Source organism: [Clostridium] saccharolyticum WM1, assembly GCF_000144625.1.
GTDB lineage: Bacteria > Bacillota > Clostridia > Lachnospirales > Lachnospiraceae > Lacrimispora > Lacrimispora saccharolytica.
On record NC_014376.1, the window covers coordinates 1,269,470 to 1,292,078 of the forward strand.

Annotated in this window: 21 protein-coding genes; 19 read left to right on the plus strand and 2 right to left on the minus strand. The window is 46.5% G+C overall.

Annotated features, from left to right (window positions below; all coding sequences use genetic code 11):
* The first annotated feature begins 48 nt into the window (after positions 1-48).
* From CLOSA_RS06000 to CLOSA_RS06040, 9 genes are all read left to right on the plus strand, one after another.
* Complete coding sequence (locus CLOSA_RS06000) at positions 49-759, plus strand: TVP38/TMEM64 family protein (protein ID WP_013271877.1); 711 nt, start codon at positions 49-51, stop codon at positions 757-759.
* Complete coding sequence (locus tag CLOSA_RS06005) at positions 756-1,208, plus strand: C-GCAxxG-C-C family protein (protein ID WP_013271878.1); 453 nt, start codon at positions 756-758, stop codon at positions 1,206-1,208. Before CLOSA_RS06000 ends, CLOSA_RS06005 begins: the two co-directional genes overlap by 4 nt.
* Positions 1,209-2,546: a TIGR04283 family arsenosugar biosynthesis glycosyltransferase gene (locus CLOSA_RS06010; RefSeq protein ID WP_013271879.1), complete on the plus strand. Its 1,338-nt coding sequence runs from the start codon at positions 1,209-1,211 to the stop codon at positions 2,544-2,546. It begins immediately after the preceding gene.
* Between the two features lie 12 nt (positions 2,547-2,558).
* Entirely contained in the window at positions 2,559-3,563 is a 1,005-nt protein-coding gene (locus tag CLOSA_RS06015) for an aminoglycoside phosphotransferase family protein (protein WP_013271880.1), read from the plus strand.
* 136 nt (positions 3,564-3,699) lie between these two features.
* A complete protein-coding gene (locus CLOSA_RS06020) occupies positions 3,700-4,602 on the plus strand; it encodes a rhodanese-like domain-containing protein (RefSeq protein ID WP_013271881.1) in 903 nt (300 codons plus the stop codon).
* 106 nt (positions 4,603-4,708) lie between these two features.
* A complete protein-coding gene (locus tag CLOSA_RS06025; protein ID WP_013271882.1) occupies positions 4,709-5,953 on the plus strand; it encodes an ABC transporter substrate-binding protein in 1,245 nt (414 codons plus the stop codon).
* Positions 5,953-6,819 (plus strand): ABC transporter permease, encoded by an 867-nt coding sequence (locus CLOSA_RS06030; RefSeq protein WP_013271883.1) that lies wholly within the window; start codon positions 5,953-5,955, stop codon positions 6,817-6,819. The genes CLOSA_RS06025 and CLOSA_RS06030 overlap by 1 nt, the downstream gene beginning before the upstream one ends.
* Positions 6,820-6,824: 5 nt before the next feature.
* A complete protein-coding gene (locus CLOSA_RS06035) occupies positions 6,825-7,646 on the plus strand; it encodes an ABC transporter permease (protein WP_013271884.1) in 822 nt (273 codons plus the stop codon).
* Between the two features lie 28 nt (positions 7,647-7,674).
* A complete protein-coding gene (locus CLOSA_RS06040; RefSeq protein WP_081443084.1) occupies positions 7,675-8,697 on the plus strand; it encodes an ABC transporter ATP-binding protein in 1,023 nt (340 codons plus the stop codon).
* A 314-nt stretch (positions 8,698-9,011) separates the two neighbouring features.
* On the opposite strand, the gene CLOSA_RS06045 is transcribed toward CLOSA_RS06040, so the two are convergent.
* Positions 9,012-9,638, minus strand: a complete 627-nt coding sequence (locus CLOSA_RS06045) for a MunI family type II restriction endonuclease (protein ID WP_013271886.1) — start codon at positions 9,636-9,638, stop codon at positions 9,012-9,014.
* A 10-nt stretch (positions 9,639-9,648) separates the two neighbouring features.
* Positions 9,649-9,855 (minus strand): helix-turn-helix domain-containing protein, encoded by a 207-nt coding sequence (locus CLOSA_RS06050; RefSeq protein ID WP_013271887.1) that lies wholly within the window; start codon positions 9,853-9,855, stop codon positions 9,649-9,651.
* 141 nt (positions 9,856-9,996) lie between these two features.
* On the opposite strand from CLOSA_RS06050, the gene CLOSA_RS06055 reads away from it, so the two are divergent.
* The 10 genes from CLOSA_RS06055 to CLOSA_RS06100 all read left to right on the plus strand — a co-directional run bounded on the left by CLOSA_RS06055 (position 9,997) and on the right by CLOSA_RS06100 (position 22,534).
* Positions 9,997-10,746 (plus strand): MT-A70 family methyltransferase, encoded by a 750-nt coding sequence (locus CLOSA_RS06055; protein WP_013271888.1) that lies wholly within the window; start codon positions 9,997-9,999, stop codon positions 10,744-10,746.
* Positions 10,747-11,180: 434 nt separating this feature from the next.
* Positions 11,181-12,998 carry a glycoside hydrolase family 125 protein gene (locus CLOSA_RS06060; protein ID WP_013271889.1) on the plus strand — a complete coding sequence of 606 codons (1,818 nt, stop codon included), beginning with the start codon at positions 11,181-11,183 and terminating at the stop codon, positions 12,996-12,998.
* Positions 12,985-15,150 carry a glycoside hydrolase family 65 protein gene (locus CLOSA_RS06065; protein ID WP_013271890.1) on the plus strand — a complete coding sequence of 722 codons (2,166 nt, stop codon included), beginning with the start codon at positions 12,985-12,987 and terminating at the stop codon, positions 15,148-15,150. The genes CLOSA_RS06060 and CLOSA_RS06065 overlap by 14 nt, the downstream gene beginning before the upstream one ends.
* A 16-nt stretch (positions 15,151-15,166) precedes the next feature.
* Positions 15,167-16,171 (plus strand): LacI family DNA-binding transcriptional regulator, encoded by a 1,005-nt coding sequence (locus CLOSA_RS06070; RefSeq protein WP_013271891.1) that lies wholly within the window; start codon positions 15,167-15,169, stop codon positions 16,169-16,171.
* Between the two features lie 55 nt (positions 16,172-16,226).
* The gene (locus CLOSA_RS06075; RefSeq protein ID WP_013271892.1) at positions 16,227-17,498 is read left to right on the plus strand and encodes an ABC transporter substrate-binding protein; all 1,272 of its coding nucleotides are present in this window, start codon (positions 16,227-16,229) and stop codon (positions 17,496-17,498) included.
* Between the two features lie 31 nt (positions 17,499-17,529).
* Positions 17,530-18,447: a carbohydrate ABC transporter permease gene (locus tag CLOSA_RS06080; RefSeq protein WP_013271893.1), complete on the plus strand. Its 918-nt coding sequence runs from the start codon at positions 17,530-17,532 to the stop codon at positions 18,445-18,447.
* Positions 18,437-19,261: a carbohydrate ABC transporter permease gene (locus tag CLOSA_RS06085; protein WP_041708515.1), complete on the plus strand. Its 825-nt coding sequence runs from the start codon at positions 18,437-18,439 to the stop codon at positions 19,259-19,261. The genes CLOSA_RS06080 and CLOSA_RS06085 overlap by 11 nt, the downstream gene beginning before the upstream one ends.
* Positions 19,258-20,892: a glycoside hydrolase family 31 protein gene (locus CLOSA_RS06090; RefSeq protein WP_013271895.1), complete on the plus strand. Its 1,635-nt coding sequence runs from the start codon at positions 19,258-19,260 to the stop codon at positions 20,890-20,892. Before CLOSA_RS06085 ends, CLOSA_RS06090 begins: the two co-directional genes overlap by 4 nt.
* A 258-nt stretch (positions 20,893-21,150) precedes the next feature.
* Complete coding sequence (locus CLOSA_RS06095; RefSeq protein ID WP_013271896.1) at positions 21,151-21,996, plus strand: SGNH/GDSL hydrolase family protein; 846 nt, start codon at positions 21,151-21,153, stop codon at positions 21,994-21,996.
* A 55-nt stretch (positions 21,997-22,051) separates the two neighbouring features.
* Positions 22,052-22,534 carry a hypothetical protein gene (locus tag CLOSA_RS06100; protein ID WP_013271897.1) on the plus strand — a complete coding sequence of 161 codons (483 nt, stop codon included), beginning with the start codon at positions 22,052-22,054 and terminating at the stop codon, positions 22,532-22,534.
* Positions 22,535-22,609 lie beyond the last annotated feature (75 nt).

Consider the following 22,609-nt stretch of genomic DNA (forward strand, 5'->3'; position numbering starts at 1 on the left):
TCAACGGGATATGCAAGCATATCCGCCTGGTTCCTCAGGAGACAAAAAATGGCTGAAAAAAATAGATGGATTAAAAAATTTGTGTTGATCTTTGGGTTTGGGGCTGCGGCTGCAGGTTATTATGGGATACCGTCAGTAAGAGAAACCATGAATCTGGTTGTTAAAATGTTTGCAAGCGGCGATTTTGGGATAGTGAAGGATTTTATAGCATCCTGGGGGGCATATGCGGCAGTTATATCCTTTGGACTTATGATCTTCCAGTCAATCGCAGCTCCTCTGCCTGCCTTTCTCATTACCTTTGCAAATGCCAACCTGTTCGGCTGGTGGCAGGGAGCCATACTCTCATGGACCAGTGCCATGGCGGGAGCGGCGCTGTGTTTTTTAATTGCAAGAGTTTTAGGCAGGGATGCAGCAGAAAAGCTAACAAGCAAGACGGGTCTGAGGCAAGTGGATGCTTTCTTTGAAAAGTATGGAAAAAGCACGGTTTTGGTATGCCGCTTATTGCCTTTTGTATCCTTTGACCTTGTCAGCTATGGGGCGGGACTTACTTCCATGTCCTTTGGCTCTTTCTTTATTGCAACCGGAATCGGACAGCTTCCTGCAACCATTGTTTATTCCTATGTGGGAGGTATGCTCACAGGAGGCGCAAAATTATTTGTCACAGGACTTATGATGCTGTTTGCGTTGTCAGCGCTGATTGTTATGGCAAGAAAAATATATGCGGAAAAACAAATGAAAAAAGGAGAAAGGCAAGAATGAGTACTTTCAAAAATCAACCGATCTCTTACGAAGAGATCCGGGAATTATTTCTCCAGGGAATTGACTGCTCCCAGGTGGTGGCAGGGGCATTTGCGAAGGAATCAGGGGTGGATCAGAAGCTGCTTCGGAAGATATCCGCCTGCTTTGGAGGGGGGATGCATTGCGGGGAAACATGCGGCGCTGTCACAGGGGCCTTGATGGTGATCGGAATGAAGTACGGTCACAGTGAAGAAGGAGATACCAGACAGAAGCAGGTGATGATGGAGAAAACCGGGGAATTTAAGAGGCTGTTCAGGGAGCAATATCCATCCTGCATCTGCCGTGATCTGCTGGGGCATGATATTTCCGAAAAAGAAGAACTGGATAAGGTGATGGAGAAAGGACTGCTTCTGCAGCTTTGTCCCAGGATCGTGGAAGATACAATAAAAATTTTAGGAAAGATAGGATAGATGAAACAGGCGATTATTATATTTACAAGAGCGCCCATGCCGGGAAGGACCAAAACCAGGATGATGCCATGTCTTACTCCAAAACAATGTGAAACACTGCACATTTGCTTTTTGAAGGACATTGGAAAAGAATGTGAAAAATGCCGGGCAGATCGATTCATCTGCCATACCCCGGATGGTGACAGGCCCAAAAATCATCTGGAGAAAATTCTGGGAAAGCAGAAAGAATACTTTCCCCAGCGGGGAGAACATTTGGGAGAGCGGATGTTCCGGGCTTTGGAAGAGGTATTCGAAAAAGGATATGAGAAATGTGTTCTCATCGGAACCGATGTGCCGGAGCTGCGTTCCCGTGATCTTAGGAAGGCATTTGAAGTACTTAACACTCAGGATGTGGTGTTCGGAAAGACGTATGACGGAGGATATTATCTGGTAGGGATGAAGAAGCCCTGCCGGGAAGTATTTGAAATTGACCAATATGGACATGAATCGGTTCTTGAGGATACCATAAAGACCCTTTCCCGGTCTGGCATTACGGTGGGATATACGAAGAAGCACTGGGACATGGATACTCCCTGGGATTTAAAAGAGTACCGGAAGCGGTTACGTGCAAACAAAGTGCTGAAGCAGACGGAAACCGGGCGTTATGCTGCAGGAATCGCCCCAATTTCAATAATTATCCCAATATATAATGAGGAAAAAGGAATTGTAAAGTTTCAGGAGCAGTTAAAAGAGCTGAGGGGGAAATGTGAAATATTGTTTGTGGATGGTGGGAGTACTGACCATACACTGGATTTTATTGAGCCAGGGTATTCTGTGATTCATAGTGAAAAAGGAAGAGGTAAGCAGATGAATGCAGGAGCAAAAGCAAGCAGCGGGGATATTTTGTTTTTTCTCCACTGCGACAGCCAGCTTCCTCCAAAGCCTTTGGCAGAGATCAGAAGGGTGATGAGAGATTATCAGGCCGGCTGCTTTGGAATCGCATTCCACTCCCCCAATGTTTTTATGTTTACATGCAGGGTGATTTCCAATCACAGAATAAAAGACCGGAAGATCATGTTTGGGGATCAGGGGATTTTTGTGGACCGGGACCTGTTTTTTGAAGCCGGAATGTTTCCTGAGATTCCCATTATGGAGGATTATCAGTTCTCTCTGACATTAAAGGAAAAGCGGGTGAAGCTTGGAATGGCAGGGAAAAGAATCTATACATCGGACAGGCGATTTCCCAAGGGGACCATACCAAAGCTGAGGCTTATGTGGACCATGAACCGTCTTCGGACCATGTACCGGAATGGGGTCCCCGCAGAAAGGATCTCGGAAATGTACCGGGATATCAGATAGGGGGGGGGAAATATGGATCAGATACAGGGATTTGAAGCTTATATCAAATGGAGGGGATACCGGGAAAGTCTGGGGCTTCCAGCGGCGGTAACGGAAGAGTACCGGATGCTGGCTCAGGGGGAATATAACAGAAACTACCTGTTTCTTCACCCGGTGACCAATAAGAGGCTTATTCTGCGGATTAATTTTGGAAGTCAGATGCATCTGGAAGATCAGATTGAATATGAATTCAGGGCATTGGAGCTGCTAAAGAATTCGGGACGCACGCCAAGGCCCATGTTCGTGGATGGGTCTATGGAGAAGATTCCCTATGGAGTAATGGTAATGGAATATCTTCCAGGACATGCACTGGATTACAAAAAAGAACTGCTTTATGCGGCAGACTGCCTGGCGGATATACACGCCATCCCCGTTGCCAGGGACTTTCCGCTGGTGGCACCGGATCACCCTCTGAAAGCGATTTTGGAAGAATGCGAGGAGATGTTCCGGACATATGAGGAGTCTTCCCTTGGGGACGAAGGGAAGAAAAGAAAAATACGAAGGCTGCTGAACAGAGGCTGGGACAGGGCAGACATACTGCCAAAGCCGGCCTACCGATGTTGTATCAATACGGAATTGAATTCTACGAATTTCCTTATTAACGGAGAAGGTAATGGAAATTATCTGATTGACTGGGAAAAGCCGATTTATGGGGATCCGGCACAGGATCTTGGACATTTTCTTGCGCCCACCACAACCTTCTGGAAGACGGATGTGATTCTGGAAAGGGAACAGATGGAGCTGTTTTTAGATGCGTATATCAAAAAAACAGCAGGGCGCTTTGACATTGAGGATTTAAAAGAACGGACAAGGGCGTATCTTCCAATTACATGCCTGCGGGGTATCACCTGGTGTGCAATGGCCTGGGTGCAATATAAGCAGCCTGACAAACCTATAATCAATGAATCCACCGTCCAAAAGCTGGAGGCGTATTTAAGCCATGGATTTTTGGATAAAATAGCAGGATTTGTTGGCTGATTGAAAGTATCAAATGGATCTATAATGAATCGGTAACTATGGCAGTTCCGCTTTAAATAAAGTGGAAGAAGCCTTAATCATCATCATGACACGGCGTTAATAAAAATACAGGCGCCGGCAGACCAAGGAGGAAAATATGATAAAAAAATTTTTAGCAGCTGTTTTAATGTCAGCAATGACGGTATCCATGATTGCAGGATGCAGCACCAAAAGTGTGGGAGAGAAGAAAGAAACTACGGCAGCGGTGAGCACAGCAGCAGAAACCACGGCGGCGGCAGAAAGTACAACAACAGCGGAAAGCGCTTCAGTCGCGGAAAATACAGGGAAAGAAGAATACCAGTTTGTTTCGGCCGGGGAGGCGGTAAAAGCAGCGGCTGACGGAAAAACTCATGTTCTTGACGTAAGGGAATGGACAAACTATGGAGCAGGAAGGGTTGCCAATTCAGAATGGTGTCCTATCTTCCCGCTGGAAGACGAATCCCTGGCAGATGAAATGAAAGCATATGCTGATAAAAATTTAAAAGACGGTGAGAAAATCTATATTATCTGCAACAGCGGGCAAAGAGGTGCCCAGAAGTCAACAACCGTACTGAAGGAAGCCGGAATCGATGAAAGTCTGATCTATACGGTTGAGGGGGGAGCAAAGGCTCTGGCAAAAGAAAAAGGTGCGCTGACCACCAACCGTGCAGAAGAAAGCATCGACTGGCAGTATGCAAAGGCAGCAGACGTACTGGGCAAGAAGGATGCACAGATCGTGGATGTGCGTGATGACGATACTTATGCAGGGGGCCATTTAGAAAATACACTTCAGGTCAACTTAAAGGATTTTGAAAGTGCCGATGCACAGAATGCAATGTATGAACTGGCTGCTGAAAAGCTGAATAAAGAGGAACCGGTATATTTCTTATGCTACAGCGGAAATAAGTGTGCAAAAACAGCAATATCCGTGTTAAAGGATGCAGGCTTTGAGGAAAAAAATCTGTTTATTATTGAAAATGGTGCAAAAGATGGCGATGTTCAGGCCGCTTTTGTAAAATGATTGCTGCTTATTAAGGATTCTGACCGCTAAAATTATGTATGCCTTTGCTGAAGTGGGATGATTGGTCAGCATGCACCGGAAATACAGCAACAGATGGAGAAACGAGATGAAAAGAAGAATTTCGGCAGCGCTTCTGGCAGTTATAACAGCTCTTTCCATGGCAGCCTGCGGAAACAAGGAAAGACCAAAAGAAGAGAAAAAGCAGGCTTCAGAAATAGAAGAAATGTCCTTCGGCAGAATGCAGGAGGAAGCAAAGGGCACTGCCGTTACATTTTATGGCTGGGGCGGGGATGAGAGGCTGAATGAATGGCTTGACAATGCCTTCGCACCGGCAATGAAGGAAAAGTATGATATTACCATGGAACGTGTTCCAATGGATATTGATCAGATATTAAGCCAGTTGTCAGGAGAGATCCAGGCGGGCGAAAAGGATGGAAGCATTGACATGATCTGGATCAATGGAGAAAACTTCCGTTCTGCCAGAGAAAACAATATGCTCTATGGGCCTTTTGTGGATAAACTTCCTAACTTCCAGGACTATGTGGACCAGGAGTCCGAAGACGTAACCCTTGATTTTGCCTATCCCATTGAAGGCTTTGAAGCTCCTTATGGAAAAGCACAGATCGTGATGATAGCGGATACGGCGGTAATTCCAGACATGCCAAAAAGCGCCGGGGCTTTAAAGGATTTTGTCAGGAAGTATCCGGGGAAGGTGACGTATCCGGCCCTTCCCGATTTTACAGGAAGCGCGTTTGTCAGAAATATTATCTATGAGATCTGCGGATATGAACAGTTTTTGGATATGAAGGGGGATAAGGAAACGGTGAAAGCTGCCGTAGAACCTGCAATGGCATATTTAAGGGAACTGAATCCATACCTGTGGAATGAAGGAAAAACCTTCCCCGGTTCATCAACCACCCTGGACAATATGTTTGCAGACGGAGAGGTGGTTCTGAATATGACATATGAAGCTTATGGAACCGCCGTTAAAATATCAGATGGAGCCTATACCCAGACAACCCGGTCTTTCCAGTTTGACAAAGGCACCATCGGAAATACCAATTTTATGGCCATTGCAGCAAATTCCGGAAATAAGGCAGGAGCCATGGTGGCGATCAATGAAATGCTGTCACCGGAGATCCAGGCTGACCGTTATGATACATTAAAAGTCATTCCGGTTCTTGACAATACAAGGCTTACAAAGGAACAGAAGGCGGCATTTGATAACGTGGATCTTGGAAAGGGAACGATTCCCCAGGATGAGCTGTTGTCAAAACGTCTTCCGGAAATGCCTGCTGAGCTGGTTCCTATTATTGAAGAGATATGGACAGAAGAAGTGGCAGGAAAATAATGAAAGAAAAGCTGATGCCATATTTACTTTTGGCTCCCCAAATACTGCTTACCATTTTATTTATGATTGGATTAATAACTGGAATTACCCAAAGCTTAGGGGTAATTCCAGCTTTTGGGTTAAAGGAGCCAACTTTTTATTATTATAAGGAAATTTTATCGCGGCCGGATATGATGAAGTCGGTGGGATACAGTCTTAGGATTGCGCTGCTTTCCTCGGTTCTTGCAACGGCAGGCGGCGTATTTTTTTGCGGCGTATGCGTGATGGGAAAGAAAACTCAGGGAACGGTTATGCGGATTATCCAGCTTCCGATTATCGTGCCCCATGTGGTTGCGGCAATTTTTATTATCAATATTTTTTCCCGGAACGGTATCCTGGCCAGGGCTGCATATGCACTTGGCATAATACAGGAACAGCAGCAGTTTCCCATGCTCATCTACGATCCTCATGGGATCGGAATCATTATGGCGTATCTGTGGAAAGAAATTCCCTTTATTATTTATTTTGTCATCGCCCTGATGGCAAATATGAACGGAAGACTGGGAGAAGCGGCGACAAATCTGGGGGCTGGAATGTGGACGGTGTTCTGGAGGGTGACCCTCCCCCTGTGCAGAACTACAATTATAAGCGGCTTTTTGATTATTTTTGTATTCGCCCTTGGAGCGTATGAGCTCCCCCTGTTGCTTGGGGCCACGGTCCCCAAGGCATTGGCGGTCCTTGCATATCAGGAGTATATTCATCCGGATTTAAGAAACCGGCCTTATGCCATGGCTTTAAATGGAATAATTATTGTGATCTCCCTTATCAGTGCGGGGATCTATTTCTTAATGATGCGGAAAAATGTGAAATGTTTAACGGATAAATAATAACCATGAAAAATAAAAGAAAATTGATATTTACTAGCATTGCACAGTTCCTTTTGCTGGCTGCCATTCTTGTTCCGGCGGTCAGCCTGTTTCTATGGGTTTTCACGGAGCGGTGGGCATGGCCGGATCTGGTGCCTCAGGTGTTTTCCAAGAGAGCTATTTTAGAAGCAGCAGGAAGAAAAAAGGAGCTATTGCAAATCGTTGGTTCAAGCGTTCTGATTTCCACGGTTGTGGCGGCCTTATCTGCGGTGATCGGCATTATGACAGCGAGAGCCATTCTATTATACCGTTTCCCCGGTAAGGAACTGATGTATTTTTTCACCATCCTTCCATTTATGGTTCCTGCCACCGTGTTTGCAATGGGGATACAGGTCACGTTTATTAAAATGGGATTAAACAACAGGATGACAGGGGTTATCCTTGCTCATCTGATCTGTTCGCTCCCTTATGCGGTGCGCCTCATCATGGATGGGACGGCGGCTGTCGGAAGCAGTCTGGAAGAGCAGGCCAGAGTCCTGGGGGCATCTCCTTTTCAGGCTTTTTACAAAACGACCCTGCCAATGCTGATGCCTGTGATCCTTTCAGCGGTGAGTATGTCATATATTGTCTCCTTCAGCCAGTATTTTCTTACGCTGCTGATCGGAGGGGGGAAGGTACAGACCTTTGCCGTCATTATGGTGCCCTATTTGCAAAGCGGTAATAGAAACATTGCCTGTATTTACAGTGCCTTGTTTCTTGGCGTTACATTGCTGGTGTTTGGGATGTTTGAGGGGGCAGCCGGTCATTGGATAAAAAATGGCGGAGGAGAATTTTATACATCAAAATGAGACGACAATGGAAAAGGAAGAGAAAACCATGAGCCTTACGGTTGAAAATTTAAAAGTAGTACTGCAGAAGAAGGAGATTCTTCATGGGATCAGCCTGGATATAGGGGAAGGGGAATTCATTTCACTTCTCGGTGCGTCCGGGTGCGGGAAGACAACGCTTTTGAAAAGCATAGGGGGACTTCTTGAAATTGAACAGGGAGATATCCGGATTAAAAATACATCTGTTGTGGGAATCCCGCCCGAGAAGAGAGGAACGGTCATCGTATTTCAGGATTTAAGGCTGTTCCCCCACATGACTGTGGAGCAGAACATTGCATTTCCCATGGAGCTTCAAAAGGTGCCGAAACATGTCCGGAAGGAAACGGTGAAAAAGCTGCTGGAAGATGTCCAGCTTTCGGGTTTTGAAAACCGGAAAATAAAAGAAATGTCCGGGGGACAGATGCAGAGAATTGCTCTGGCAAGGGCTCTTGCCGCAAATCCGGGAGTGCTGCTTTTGGATGAACCGTTTTCGGGACTGGATGAGTGCTTAAGGCTGGAGATGGGGAATCTTGTGAAGAAGCTTCACCGGGAGCGGAAGATTACCACGATTCTTGTGACCCATGAAAAACGGGAAGCAATGCAGATGTCAGACAGGATTGCACTGATGAGCCAGGGGCAGATTTTACAGTTTGATACGCCAAGGGATCTGTTCCGGCATCCGGCATCAAGGGCGGTGGCGGAATATTTCGGCCGGGTAAACTATGTGAAAGGAAGAATTGAGAACCACAGGTTTTACAGCAGTCTGTTTGAGATGCGTACAGAGATGGAAGACGGGGAATATGAGGCAATGATAAGACCGTTCTCCGTAAAGCTTGAAAGAGAAGGAGCCAATATCATTTCCGAAATTACATTTATGGGAGAGTTGGCGGAAGTGAAGATGGAGATACCGGAGGGTATGATCATAAGCCAGGTCATGAGTCATGAGCTGGAGAGACTGGGACTGGAAGAAGGGGACCGGAGGGGGATATTGATAGAAGAAAAAGGAGTGACCTTGTTTCGGAGAGGCGCGTAAAAAAACACGTGATTCTTGCTGTAGTGGTTTCGGCTGCTGTCCGTTTCTTTTGCTGAATAGTGATACTCAGAGTAACCGAGCTCTGTATCCAGTTCCGCTTACCGTATCCCTTGCAAGGCATCACCAAGCAGGTCTCTTCGAATCTCCAGGTCGTCCTGTGTAGTTTTGGGCTGATAATGCTGCAGGAGTCCATTGATGAATGAATCTTCTAAATACACCAACCAGCAGGAAGAAATGGCCCTTTAAAATATCGTAAACTTGGATTATTGATATGAGTCCAACTTTATGTCCGCACCCCCGTCTTAATTTTTTAATTAATCAAGATATGGTTTGAGATACATATTAAAATGATCAACCAGATCTTGCTCGGTCATATTAGGACGCCACATAAAATAATTCTTATCATATGTATCAAACCAAAAGGAAATTTCTCTATTTCGTTTTGGGTCACGAGTAATGTCGCCTTCAAGTACAACCCAGAAAGGTAATATTTCTTCATCTTCAATTCCACTTATATTTCTATATGTTTTAATAAGACCTGGTGTAAACAGTTTGCACATACGCTCATGAGCATTACCACGTCCTGCACTAGGGTCTTTACCCTCAACCCATCCATCTTGACGCTTTATCTCTCCAAACAAAATTTTTCCGGTTTTAGTATTTGTAATAGAAAAATCTGGGGATACACCCCAGCCACGCTTTTGAGCGTTTAACATGGTTGCTTCATTTGGGCAGTAAATTTGTGAAAGTGTTTGCTTTGGTAAATTAACATGCTCATAAAGGTGTTTCAAATCATTTGGGTGATCTGATATCTTATAGATAGTACCCTCAAATGCCTTCTCAAAGGCAGAGTATAGATCTTTTTCTGCTGTTCCGGCAAGACCTCCTGGACCAGATTCAGTTTGCCAATTTTCACGTCCAGATAATGCACTTTTACCCATAGTATTCCTCCTAAAGTCCTTTGAATAATTCTTCTAGTGTTATGCCAAGACCATTAGCAATTTTTTCAATATTTTTAATGGAGATGTTTCTTTTGCCGCTTTCAACAGAAGCATAATAAGTTCTATCCATATCTATGGATAATGCAAACTTCTCTTGACTAATGCCAAGACCATTTCTTAAAATTTTTATTCTTTGTCCAAATTCTTTTGTAATCATAAGAAACATCCTTTCTCAATTTGTATTAATGATAGTAAATTGTTACTTTTAAGACAACGGACTATGAGTAACAAATGCATTGACTTCTAATTGAAGATAATGTAATATATATAACAAGTCAATGAAAGGAAAATAATAATCATGTCTGATAGTAAGAACAACGATGTAACCGCTTATTCTTTATATAGCAAGCAAGCAAAGGAAAGGACAAAAATCAATCCATTAGAAGATATTTACCCTAAACTACCAGAGAAAAAATATCAAGTTATATATGCAGATCCACCATGGGATTATGGCGGAAAGATGCAGTATGATAAATCTACAATTAAAGATGAAAATGTAGGCTTTGAAAGAAAAATATTTATAAGTTCGGCTAATTTTAAATACCCAACACTAAAATTAAAACAGCTTAAAGAGTTGGACGTTAAATCGATCGCAGCTGACGATTGTATTTTGTTTATGTGGACAACTGGACCACAGATGGCAAATTCGATTGAACTAGGTGGAGCATGGGGATTTGAATATAAAACAATAGCTTTTGTCTGGGACAAAATGATGCACAACCCTGGAAGATATACCTTATCGCAAACAGAGTTTGTATTAGCTTTTAAGAAAGGTAAATTTCCACAGCCTAGGGGGGCAAGAAACATTCGTCAGATGGTTGCAATTCCTAGGGGAATCCATAGCGAAAAACCGCTGGAAATAATAGATGGTATTACGAAAATGTTTCCAGAGCAAGACAAGATTGAGTTGTTTGCAAGAAATAATTTCAATGGTTGGGATAACTGGGGTCTTGAGATTCCATACTCTAAGATTGATATTATTACAGGATTAGAAAATGCACATAGCAGAACAGATAAAGATGGACAAATGAGTTTAGATATAATATAAGCATAGGCGGATTTTATAACTGGGATGTGACAGCAGCCGCATATCTGATGCATCCGGAGCTGTTCGCGGATGCGGGTTCCTATGAATAAAGGCGGTGGAGATGATTCCATCATTGTTTTCCCGTATTTTAATCCGGCTGATATTCATGACAAGGTGATAAGAGGCGATAGGAAGGCCTGTACGATTTTATAAGCAAATCTGCATGTATTATAAGAAATATTTCAATTTCAGACATGAAAGCCCCCCATTTTTCACTTGCAAAAACAGCGGGGCTTTTGCCCATCATCTTTATGCATAAAACTACAGAGAAATAAAGAAATTTTTATTAAAACTTATTGACAAAAAAAGAAAACACAGTATATAATTACTATACAATATCAATAATTTTGCACTGTCTACTTAAACGTTTCAGTGCAATTCGGGGAGGTGTTTTAATGCAAGATTGCTATCTGCCCACGGGGAATGAATTTGTCAGCCTGCCGACATTGGACCAGACCACAGCGTCCATAGAAAGCTTTACGGTGCTGCATATGGGCTGCAAAGGGATGCTGGCTTTTTGGGGCGGTGAATGCGAACCTCTCATACGGCCCTTTGTGCGGGCGGAGGAAGGGGAGCTGCTCTGTGATTTGAAATGGAAGCGGGAATGTGACTGGATTCCCAGGTTTGAATCGGAGAAGGACGGCGTTTGTACAGAGGGTATTTTTCTGGCTCCCATAGGCCAGAAGGCTTTTGCCATACGTTTGGCCATCACCAATCATTCCGGAAAAGAAAGGGAGATTTCCTGCGGCTTCAGCGGGGCGTGGGGAAAAGTGACTCACAGCGTCAACGAGGATAAGACGGTTACGGGACAGAGAAAGATATACCGCTCCGGCTGGAATGACGGCCCGGTTTTTGATTTGTCCATTGGAATGCCGGTTATGGCATTTGCGCCCATGGCTGCTTTGCCTGTGAAATGGGAATTGGAACAGGGCGAGGAAATACGCTATAAGGGAACCCATGATTGCCGGTTAAAATCCGGAGAATCGGTGGTGTTTGACATTTTCTGGGGCGTGGGCTTTGAAGAGGTGTCCGCGGCCACGGCGGCAAAGGAGCTTGTGCGGCAGAGCTTTGACGCGGTTTACGAGGAAACTCTGTGCTGGCTGCGTAAGCGCCGGAAAACCGTTGGCATACCGGAGGTGGATTCCCTGTTAAACAGGAACTTGTTTTTCAACTTCTTTTATGCCACAGGTATGACCATGGATACGGAGGAAGTGGTCATGGTCACTTCCAGAAGCCCCAGGTATTATGTCAGCGCAGCCTATTGGGACAGGGACAGCCTGCTGTGGAGCTTTCCTTCCATTCTTAAAGCGGACCCCCAGTATGCAAAGGAACTTCTGGATTACGTATTTACCCGTCAGATCAAACAAATCGGCATTCACAGCCGCTACATAGACGGGACAGTGCTGGAACCGGGCTTTGAACTGGATGAACTGTGCGCTCCCTTAATGGCCCTTAGCCGTTACGTAAGCACTGCGGGAGAGGTTTCCATTTTGCAGGAAAGCCATATTGAGAGAGGGGTAAAGAAAATCCTTTCGATTTTAAAGACCAAGCGGAGCGAGGCCCTTCATCTGTATGAAACCTTTTTACAGCCAACGGATGACATGCGGGTTTATCCCTATGGCACTTATGACAATGTTCTGACCTGGCGGTGCCTGCGGGATGTGGAAAAACTGTACCAGAATTTGTGGCCTACTGAAACGCTTAAGTGGCTGGAAGAGGAAGCATCCACCTTGTTTCGTGCCATTTGCACCCATTGTATTAAGGAGTATCAGGGGAAAAAGATTTTTGTCTGGTCTGTTGATGAGAAAGGGAACTGGGACGTGTACGACGAACCGCCGGGAAGCCTGGAGCTATTGCCCTTTTTAGGTTTTTGTACCAGGGAGGATCCCATCTGGCAAAATACGGTTGAGATCCTTCGGAGTCCGGATTATGCATATTCATTTGCAGGAAAGCCTTTTTCCGATATTGGCTGCCCCCATGCGCCCCAGCCCTGGATACTGAGCGTTGCCAACGGGCTGATCAGCGGCAGGAAGGAAGCGTCTTTAGACTTTCTGCTCAGGGCTTCCATGGACAATGGAATTGCCTGTGAAAGCGTGGATGAAATGACAGGCGAATGTACCACGGGAGCAGCATTTGCCACCTGCGCCGGATTTCTGGCTTATTGCTTAATGGAAGGGTTCAATAAGGGAGGTGTGGAAAATGATTCAATATGAGCCATGGAAGATACGCTGTGAGGGCAGAGAGGACCCAAAGTTTCTGGAAAGCATATTCAGCCAGGCAAATGGCTATCTGGGTTCCCGCTGTGCATTTTACCTGGATGGGGCAAAGTCCCACGAGCGCTGTAACTATCTGGCAGGCGGCTTTGAGTATATCGGTCCCGGTGTTACGGACATGGTGAATTTGCCGGATCTGTTTCACTTCCAGCTCTCCCTGGGGACAGGGGATTACCGATCCTTTTCCCAAACCCTGGATATGCGCAACGGCCTTTTTGAGAGGAAGTCGGTGTGGAAAGATAAGGAAGGAAGAGAAACGCAAATCGGCATTTCCCGCTTTATCAGCATGGAGAACAAACACGTGTCGGCCCTTTCTCTGGAACTTACGGCCTTAAACTACAGCGGAAATGCAGCAGTTTTCATGGGGATCGACGGGAAAACCGTGAACCTGCCTGTGGATGACGACCAGACAAAGGAAAACTTGGACACCGTGTCTTTGCTTTCTGTTTCAGAAACGGAAACAGGAGAGGACTACTGTTTTTTAAAGGCTGACAGCAAAGCTTCCGGACGTCTGCATGTAGCCATGACTGCCCGCATCTTTCAAAGCAAGGGCACGGCAAAGGACGCTTCAGTGACCGGCTGCCCGGCGAAAGAACTGAACATTCCGCTGGTAAAAGGGGAAATGGTGAGGATCGAAAAGATTCTGTATACGGAAGCAGTTTTTAAGGATTCAGAGGCAGCTTCCAAAGATCCGCAAACACTCCCTAAGGCTGGGAAGGACTTACATCCTCACGTCATAAGCCATTCCTTTGAAGAACTGTTAAAAGACAGCGAAGGCGCCTGGAAATCCCGCTGGGAACAGGCTGACATACAGATCACCCAAAAAGGAAACGACAGTTCCATTCAGTCCGCCCTGCGGTACAACTTATTTCAGCTTATTCAGAATTGTCCCTACGGCAATCCCATGGTCAGCATTGGTGCAAGGGGCCTGACCCATGGACGGTACAAAGGCTGCTGCTTCTGGGATACGGACATTTTCCTGCTGCCGTTTTACCTGTACACGGACCCGCAGGCTGCAAGAGATTTGATCCTGTTTCGTTTAAACACTCTGCCGGACGCAAAGAAGAACGCAAAGGCACTGAATCTGCCGGGTGCCAGGTATCCGTGGATGTGCTCCATAGGCGGCATAGAACAATGCCAAAGCTGGGACATCGGGCGCTGTGAAATTCACATTACCGCAGACGTGGCCTATGCCGTCCACAACTATTTAAAGGTTTCAGGAGATGAAACCCTGAAACGCCAGTCCGCGCAGCTGTATGTGGAAACCGCCAGGTATTGGGCCGGAAGATTTTCCTATGACCAAAGAAAGGACGTTTATAACCTGCTCTTTGTCAAAGGACCTGATGAATACTGTGGTGTCTCAGGAAATAACGCCTATACGGTACTTCTGGCCCGCCATAATCTCCGGCTGGCATTGGAGGCGGTCCGGAGAAAGGAAGCGCAGGCCAGCGTTCCGGAAATGAAAAAATGGCGGGACATCATAGAAAAAAGCCAGGTCGAATACGATTCTGACAGGGATTTATACATTCAGGACGACAATTTCCTGCGGCTGGAAGCATTTCCAGGGAGTAAGGCCGGGGATGGAAGCGCAGCATACCATCAGTACGATTTTGACTGGCTCCAAAGGTATCAGGTGATCAAGCAGGCGGATTTGATCCTGCTCATGGTCTTAAAGCCGGAATTGTTTACGAAACGGCAGAAAAAAGCTATATGGGACTTTTATGAACCTCTGACGCTTCATGATTCCAGCTTAAGCTTCGGAATTCACGCCTGGGCGGCGGCATATTTAGGCCTGGAGCAGAAGGCTTGCGGATATTTTGATAAAAGCCTGTTCCTGGATCTGGAAGACCGGATGAAGAATACGGGACGGGAAGGCATTCATTTGGCAGCAGCAGGTGCTACCTGGCAGGCAGTGGTTTTTGGTTTCGCAGGTCTGTCACTGGGAAAGGACGGCAGGCCGGAGCTGGCTCCAAGGCTTCCAAAGAACTGGGAACATTTATCTTTTCACTTTTATATAAAAGGAAAGCGGTACTTGGCGGTAATCGATGAAAAAGGCGGAAGGATAAAAGCGGAAGAAAATAAAAAAACATAAGAAAGAAGGTGATTTTATGAAGCGGCCCGGCTTAAAGGATGTGGCTGAAATGGCGGGGGTTTCCATTGCTACGGTGTCTTATGTAATCAATAATACGCCCTCGCAAAGCTTAAGCACTGAAACGATTAAGCGGGTGAATGACGCCATAAAGGAACTGGGATACATTCCCAATCTGGCGGCCCGCACCCTGGTAAACAACAAAAGTAACTTATTGGGAGTGCTGATTCCCCAGACGGAATCAGGAAAAGAATTAATGTTCTCCAATCCCTTTTACGGTGATTTCATGTCGGCGGCGGAGTATACAGCCCGCAAAAGCGGTTATCACATTATGATTTCCGGAGCTGATTCCGGCCAGTCTTACGCGGAAGTAGCCAGAACCCGGGGACTGGACGGCGTGATCGTGGTGGGAATGAATGACGACGAGGAATGCCGCCAGTTAAAAAGCTTAAACATCCCTGTGGTACTGGTGGACAGTTACTGCGAAGCTTCCGGCTTTCACAGGGTCAGCGTGGACGATATGAAGGGCGGGTACATGGCTACGAAGTACCTGCTTGAAAAAGGGCTTAGAAAAATTGCCCACGTAACCGGGCATGTGAACGACAGGGGCGTGAATTTCCTGCGTTATAAGGGATATGAAAAGGCCCTGGGAGAGTACGGACTGAGTACAAAGGAATCCCTGCTGTTGTCGGGAGAGGTGTCCTTTGAATACGGCTGTAAAATGGGGGAACATCTGGCGGGGCTGGCGGAGCGGCCTGACGGAGTGTTTGTTTGTGCAGACATTCTGGCGGTGGGCTTATGTATGGGACTGCGCGGGAGGGGCGTAAGGGTTCCAACGGATATTTCTGTCATAGGCTTTGACGATTCGCTGCTTTCCAGAACCTGTGATCCGCCTCTTACCACCATACATCAGGATGTGGCGGCAAAGGGGACGGAAGCGGTGAAGCTCCTGATAAATGAGAATCACGCACTACAAAACAAGGTATTTCCATTAACTTTGGTAGAAAGGGGATCAGTACGCTGATCCTTTTACGAAAACAAAGCAACATCCATTCTTTCTATTAAGGAGACAGTTTATTATGATGAAGTTAGCAAAAAGATATCAATGGGCCGTAAGTGCAATGGCATGTGCAGCAGTTTTACTTTCCGGATGCAGTTCCAAAACTGCAGAAAAACCCGCAGCCGGAGAAGATGTCACGATCCGGCTGGATCAGTTTTCCGGCAGCGGTGCGTCTGAGGAAGCACTGAAAAAGATGATTGCGAAATTCAACGAGCAGTATCCGGACATCAAGGTGGAACTGCAAAGCTTTGGCTATGACGACTATTTCACTCAGCTGCAGTCCAAAATCGTCGGCGGCAGTGCGGCGGATGTATTTGAACTGAATTTTGAGAATTTCGTGGCCTATGCGTCGGAAGATGTACTTCTGGACGTGGGCGGTTTAATGGGGGATGCTTCTGGCTTTAATCAGACGGCTTTGAAAGCCTTCCAGTATGAGGGAAAACAATTTGGAATTCCAAATTCCTTCTCCAACGTGGTGCTCATATACAACAAGGACTTATTTGACAAGGCAGGAGCCGCCTATCCCACCGACGACTGGACCTGGACGGAAATGTTAGAGGCCGCAAAGAAAATCCGCGCCCTTTCCCAGGACACCTATGGTTTATACCGTCCCATAAGCTTCCATGAATTTTACAAAGGGGTGAAGCAGAACGGCGGAAGCTTATTAAGCGAGGATGGCAGGAAATTCACCGTCAATTTGCCGCAAAACGTGGAAACCCTGGAAATCATGTCCGGTTGGGTGAAGGACAGCAATGTTATGCCCTCCGACGCACAAATGGGCGGCATGGGCGATTGGGATCTGTTTAAGACCGGACGTCTTGGTATGATCGTAACCGGAATCTGGGCTTTCAGTGACTTTACGGATAACTGCAATTTTACCTGGGACGTAGCGCTTGAGCCGGGGAATACTGCAAAAGCCACTCACTTTTTTTCCAATGCTTACGTGGTAAACAAAGAAACCGGCAATCCTGAAGCCGCTGCCGCTTTGGCCGCCTTCCTGGCAGGAAACAAGGAAGCCGCACAAATCCGCGTGGATGCAAGCTGGGAGCTTCCGCCTGTTACCTATTCGGACGTACTGGATTCCTATTTAGAGGTAACACCGCCGGAGAACCGGGAAGCTGTGTTTCAATCCCTGGATTATCTGGTAACACCTCCGGTGGTAAAACAGCAGTCTGAAATGCAGGAGATCATCACCAAGCACTTAAACAACTCCATTTCCGGGAATGTTACCGCTAAAGACGCACTGGATGAGTGTCAGGCGGAGCTGGAACAGAAGATCAAATTAAACTGACGTTTATCGTGCCTGACAGGAGGGAACTGCTATGTATAAAAAACAGGGGGGAAAGGCCTTTTTCTTTCTTTTGCCAAGTATGGCCGGACTTGTGCTGTTTCATCTGATTCCAATTTTTGCCTCGCTGTTGCTTAGTCTCACCGATTGGTCGGGGATGAGCAGGGTAAGACTGTTCCACGGTTTTTTCCGATTTGTCGGCGACAAGTTCGTGGGGTTTTCCAATTACTCCCAGCTTGTCAAAGATTCTGAATTCTGGGCGGTTTTAGGGCATAACGCCTATTTCATTCTGCTGTACCTTCCGCTGGTCCTGCTGTTTTCCATCATGGTTGCCCTGATCATTCAGCGAAAGAGCCGCATGGCACCCGTTTACCGGATGCTTTACTACATACCGGTGCTGACCAGCTGGGTGGCGGGAGCCCTGATCTGGAAATGGATGTTAAGTCCGGAGTACGGGCCGGTCAACAATGCCTTGGCGGGCCTGGGGATTCAGGGGCCTTTATGGCTCCAAAGCGAGGGTTGGGCAATGCCTTCCATCGTCCTGGCCAGTGTGTGGAAGGACATGGGATTTTACGGAATGATCCTGCTTAGCGGACTTTTGGCCATAAATCCGGAGTACTACGAGGCCGCTGACATTGACGGGGCGGGATATTTTCAAAAGTTCAAAAGTATTACCCTGCCTCTGCTGTCGCCGATTTTGTTCTACGTCATCATGCTGTCCCTGATCAATGCCTTTCAGCTTTTCCCGCAGATCATGGTCATGACCAAGAACGGCGACGCAGGACCTAACGGGGCAACCATGGTTATGGTGGAGCGGATCTACAAATACGCTTTTAAGTTTGGCCGTATGGGCTATGCAGCGGCCTGGTCCTGGGTGTTGTTTGTCATTATTTTTGCCTTTACCGCACTGCAAAACGTGCTGCAAAGAAAGTGGGTGTATTATGAGTCGTAAAGCGGTATCCGGAGTTTTATACCATTTGACGGCTGTTTTGCTATCGGTGGTGACCTTGCTTCCGTTTTTCTGGATGCTGTCTACTTCTTTTAAGGACTACGGCGCAATCATGGCCCTGCCCATACAGTGGATACCAAGAAATCCGTCCTTTAAGAATTTTTCGGATTTATTCAGCAAAGAGGGAATGACCGTTTCCATGTTTAATTCTCTTGTGGTTTCCATCAGCTCTGTAGCCGTGACGATTATCAGTTCCGCTATGGCTGCCTTTGCCTTTGCAAAACTGGATTTTAAGGGGAAAAACGTCGTTTTTCTGGTTTATCTGGCAACCATGATGATTCCTTCCCAGGTGCTGTTCATCCCTCTTTACTTACTGATGGGAGAGCTGAAACTGGTGGATAGCCTGGGGGCTTTGGTACTGCCAAGCGTGTTCAAGGTGTTTGCGGTGTTTATGCTGCGCCAGCGCATGATGACGATTCCTAATGTCTATATGGAAGCGCCTGCCATTGACGGCGCGGGAATTTTTACTGTCTTTGTACGGATCATATGCCCCATGTGCAAGTCCAGCCTGGCTACTTTGGCGATTATCTGCTTTATGGACGCATGGAATGACTACCTATTGCCGCTGGTCATGCTGACTACAAAGACAAAGTTTACCCTGCCAATTATTTTAAGCTCCTTAAACGGGCAGTACAAAAGCGAATACAACTTACTCATGGCGGGGGCCCTGGTTTCCATGCTTCCGATTCTGGTGGTTTATGCTTTGGCACAAAAGTATTTTGCAGCAGGATTACAGGTTGGAGGAGTGAAAGGATGAAATGTTTGCTTGCCGGTCAGGCCGTTTACGGATTTGGAGAACGGTTTGACGCATTGAATCAGGAGGGCCTTGCCCGGGAAAACCACGTGTATGAAACCTTTACCAATCAGGGGGCTTCCACCTATCTGCCCATTCCCTTTGCCTTGACGGACGGAGGCGGAGGACTTTATGTGGACACACTGGAAAAGTTTACTGTTTTTACGGAAAAAACTGATGAAGGGATCCTTTTTACGCTTCCGGACCAGTACGATGTGCGGACATTTACGGGGAAGCCCTTAGAGGTCCTTAAAGAGTTTACCGCACTTACGGGGCGGCCCAGACTGCCGCCGGACTGGGCCTTTGGTCTTTGGATGTCCGCTAACCGCTGGGATAGTCAGGCGGTGGTGGAAGAAGTGGTGGAAGAAGCTGTCAGGCAGGGGATGAAGCCCTCTGTGGTGGTAATCGAAGCCTGGAGTGATGAAGCCACCTTTTACCGCTTTGACAAAGAGCGTTTTCCCGATCCCGAACGGATGATCCGGGACCTCCATGAGAAAGGAATCCGCCTGATTCTCTGGCAGGTTCCGGTTTTAAAAAAGCTGGAGCCGTGGCGCATTTGTCCGGAGCACGAGGCAGACTGCGCCGAAGCGGTCCAAAAAGGCTTTGTTGTCACCAATGCCGACGGTTCTCCCTATTTGATACCGGAAGGGCGCTGGTTCGGCGGTTCCATGATACCGGATTTCACCAATCCGGCGGCCTGTGAGTGGTGGTTTGAAAAGCGGCAATACCTGCTTGACATGGGAGTGGATGGCTTTAAGACCGACGGCGGAGAGTTTGTATACGACGATGGCGCCCGTTTCTTTGACGGACGGACCGGAAGCCAGATGAAAAATGGTTATGCCATGGTTTACACCAAAGCCTATACAGACTTTATCGGAGATGTGAGGATCCTCTTTTCCAGGGCCGGATACACGGGCGCCCAGACCACGCCCATGCACTGGGCCGGGGACCAGCAGTCCACTTGGGAAGAACTGCGTCATGTGGTGACAGCGGGCTTAAACGCCGGATTGTCGGGTCTGCCCTTCTGGGGCTTTGACCTTGCGGGCTTTGCAGGAAAATTGCCTTCCGCCGAATTGTATCTGCGTTCCTTCTGCATGGCCTGCTTTGCTCCGGTCATGCAGTGGCACTCAGAACCGGCTTCCGGCCAGTTTTCCGAGCTTCTGGCGGCTTCGGAAGAAGCGATCAACGACAGAAGTCCATGGAACATGGCAAAGGTGACAGGCAGACCGGAAATCATTGACATTTGCCGGAAATTTACAAAAGAAAGGGAACGGCTGCTGCCTTATATTCTTAAGGAAGCAAAGGTAAGCGCTAATACAGGCCGTCCCCTGATGGCCGCATTGGTGATTGACTGGCCGGAGGATAAAGAGGCCTGCGCGGTGGACGATGAGTATATGTTTGGCTCCCGGCTTTTAGTGGCACCGGTCTTAGAGGAAGGAGTGACAGGAAGGGGGGTGTATCTGCCAAAAGGAAATTGGAACGATTATTGGACAGGAGAACAAACGGTGGGTCCATGCCGTTTGTACAAAGAATGCCGGGCAGGAGAACTATTGGTCTGGCGTTTGAACGAATCTAATCCGCACAAACCTAAATAAGGAAAAGAGTGAAAGAGACCTAAAAAATCAGGTCTCTTTTTCCATACCTTTTTAAGGTTTTGGTATGCAATTTTTTATAGCCTCCTTTCCTTTAGACCTCCATATTGGAACAAATTATCCAGATTTTACCATAAATAGTTAAATTATAGTTAATTTTTGTATACAGTTACTAAAATTGAAAAAATAATTAAATAAAACCTATTTTATCACCAATTTTGACCGATATATTTCATGAATAACAAAGGGAAAGGCAGGAGTATGAAGCGATCAAGATTAGTAAAGATAGTAATTGGAATTCTGGCAGTTTTGGCCATTATTTTTTTGGCCGGATATTTTCTTATTTCCAATGCATTAAAGGGTGAAAAGATCCAGGTGATGGATTTTGACCAGGAGCTGAATTTAAGAAAACCGGTACAGGTGAAAACTGACCCGGCCATTCTGTTTTTGGGAAACAGCATGACCTATTTTAATGATCTTCCCACGGTATTTATGAATTTAAGCCAGAGCGGAGGATTCGAGCCGGAGGTATATGAATTGACGGAAGGTTCCTACCGTCTTGAATATTTTGCAGATGAAACGGATGAGGTTGGGGCACAGGCATGGGATGCACTGAAAAATTACGATTGGGATTACGTAATTATGCAGGAACAAAGCGGCATTTCCACTATAGGGGCAGAAGAACACATGTATCCTGCCGCAAGGACGCTTGACAGTATGATCCGGGAGGCAAACGGGGAATCTGTGTTTCTTATGACTTGGGCTTATAAAGAGGGCTTTTCTTTTCCTTTATTAGGATTGGAAATAAAAAATTCAAGAGAAGAAATGCAGACTCAAATGGCTCAAAATTACATAAACATTGCCAGTGAGCTGGATGCGCTGCTGGCACCGGCCGGTATCGCATTTATGCGGTGTTCGTCCGAATACCCGGAAATTGAACTCTGGGATGAAGACGGGAACCATCCTTCGCCGGCAGGTACCTATCTTGCGGCATGCGTTTTGTATCAGGTGTTATACGATCAGTCTCCCAGTGAACTTGATTACACCGCCGAATTAGACAGGCAGACAGCTTCAAAGCTTCAGCTGGTTGCGGCCGGTATCCGGTAAGGGGATCCTGGGTTCTGTTCTATAAAATATTAAATGGGTTTTGGAGGTTCTATGTATGAAAAACAAATGGAATGTAATGATTGACGGCAAAGAGCATGAGATTAAGTTTAAGTCCGGTGCCTTTCGCGGAAAAAAGATCGTGGATGGTGTTTCTACGCCTGTCAAGAGTAAAAGCATGTTTATCCGGGTATTTGATGAGCCGATCGAGCTGGAGGGAAAAACGCTTCATCTTACATCAATCGGTTCCAAAGTGGATTTGGCTGTGGATGATGTATACTTAAATTCAAAAAAACCATATGTACCCCTAAATGAAATACCCCGCTGGGCTTATATTATCACTGCTGCTATTATCATAAGCGGCTGGGTTCTAAGCGGCCTGTTAGGGATATTGGTTGGCACCATGGGAGGTGTGTTTGTTATTAAAAGATCGATTTCACCGAATCTTAAAAACCCGATGCCGTCTTGCCTGGGCGTAACAGCCCTGTGTGTAGCCATACAGGTTTTATTACTGTTCGTAGGACTTGCGGCAGCTTTATAGGAATCCATAAATACAGGGAGTCATTGTGAAAGGCCGCTGCAAGGCCAGGTAAGCCATTACCAGGGAGCAGCGGCT

Coding starts and splice junctions, on each gene's coding strand:
- CLOSA_RS06040 (WP_081443084.1), top strand. CDS start 7,675: ATGAGCCTTACGGTTGAAAATTTAAAAGTAGTACTGCAGAAGAAGGAG.
- CLOSA_RS06035 (WP_013271884.1), top strand. CDS start 6,825: ATGAAAAATAAAAGAAAATTGATATTTACTAGCATTGCACAGTTCCTT.
- CLOSA_RS06095 (WP_013271896.1), top strand. CDS start 21,151: ATGAAGCGATCAAGATTAGTAAAGATAGTAATTGGAATTCTGGCAGTT.
- CLOSA_RS06060 (WP_013271889.1), top strand. CDS start 11,181: ATGCAAGATTGCTATCTGCCCACGGGGAATGAATTTGTCAGCCTGCCG.
- CLOSA_RS06070 (WP_013271891.1), top strand. CDS start 15,167: ATGAAGCGGCCCGGCTTAAAGGATGTGGCTGAAATGGCGGGGGTTTCC.
- CLOSA_RS06055 (WP_013271888.1), top strand. CDS start 9,997: ATGTCTGATAGTAAGAACAACGATGTAACCGCTTATTCTTTATATAGC.
- CLOSA_RS06085 (WP_041708515.1), top strand. CDS start 18,437: ATGAGTCGTAAAGCGGTATCCGGAGTTTTATACCATTTGACGGCTGTT.
- CLOSA_RS06015 (WP_013271880.1), top strand. CDS start 2,559: ATGGATCAGATACAGGGATTTGAAGCTTATATCAAATGGAGGGGATAC.
- CLOSA_RS06010 (WP_013271879.1), top strand. CDS start 1,209: ATGAAACAGGCGATTATTATATTTACAAGAGCGCCCATGCCGGGAAGG.
- CLOSA_RS06080 (WP_013271893.1), top strand. CDS start 17,530: ATGTATAAAAAACAGGGGGGAAAGGCCTTTTTCTTTCTTTTGCCAAGT.
- CLOSA_RS06045 (WP_013271886.1), bottom strand. CDS start 9,638: ATGGGTAAAAGTGCATTATCTGGACGTGAAAATTGGCAAACTGAATCT.
- CLOSA_RS06000 (WP_013271877.1), top strand. CDS start 49: ATGGCTGAAAAAAATAGATGGATTAAAAAATTTGTGTTGATCTTTGGG.
- CLOSA_RS06025 (WP_013271882.1), top strand. CDS start 4,709: ATGAAAAGAAGAATTTCGGCAGCGCTTCTGGCAGTTATAACAGCTCTT.
- CLOSA_RS06050 (WP_013271887.1), bottom strand. CDS start 9,855: ATGATTACAAAAGAATTTGGACAAAGAATAAAAATTTTAAGAAATGGT.
- CLOSA_RS06020 (WP_013271881.1), top strand. CDS start 3,700: ATGATAAAAAAATTTTTAGCAGCTGTTTTAATGTCAGCAATGACGGTA.
- CLOSA_RS06005 (WP_013271878.1), top strand. CDS start 756: ATGAGTACTTTCAAAAATCAACCGATCTCTTACGAAGAGATCCGGGAA.
- CLOSA_RS06030 (WP_013271883.1), top strand. CDS start 5,953: ATGAAAGAAAAGCTGATGCCATATTTACTTTTGGCTCCCCAAATACTG.
- CLOSA_RS06090 (WP_013271895.1), top strand. CDS start 19,258: ATGAAATGTTTGCTTGCCGGTCAGGCCGTTTACGGATTTGGAGAACGG.
- CLOSA_RS06065 (WP_013271890.1), top strand. CDS start 12,985: ATGATTCAATATGAGCCATGGAAGATACGCTGTGAGGGCAGAGAGGAC.
- CLOSA_RS06075 (WP_013271892.1), top strand. CDS start 16,227: ATGATGAAGTTAGCAAAAAGATATCAATGGGCCGTAAGTGCAATGGCA.
- CLOSA_RS06100 (WP_013271897.1), top strand. CDS start 22,052: ATGAAAAACAAATGGAATGTAATGATTGACGGCAAAGAGCATGAGATT.